Consider the following 267-nt stretch of genomic DNA (forward strand, 5'->3'; position numbering starts at 1 on the left):
CCTGTTCCCATGCCGAACACAGAAGTTAAGCTCTTTAGCGCCGATGGTAGTTGGGCTTACGTTCCGCGAGAGTAGGACGTTGCCGGGCAAAATTCAATTTTGACCCTTGGGTCTTTTTTTCTTGAAATTTTCTTGAAAAATAAATTGAATTAAATGTTGACACAAGAATATAACAAGTGTATAATAGTTTCTTGTGAGACAAAATGAACATTGAAAACTGAATGACAATATGTCAACGTTAATTCCAATAATTGAGTACTGAAAGTA

The 267-nt window shown here is 36.0% G+C and carries 1 rRNA gene; it reads left to right on the forward strand.

Features of this window, described 5'->3' with window-relative positions:
• A 5S ribosomal RNA gene (gene rrf, locus LQ617_RS15925) occupies positions 1-88 on the forward strand; the annotation flags it as partial.
• Positions 89-267: the final 179 nt, after the last annotated feature.

This window comes from Mammaliicoccus sp. P-M59 (assembly GCF_022386135.1).
Taxonomy (GTDB): Bacteria; Bacillota; Bacilli; order Staphylococcales; family Staphylococcaceae; genus Mammaliicoccus; species Mammaliicoccus sciuri_A.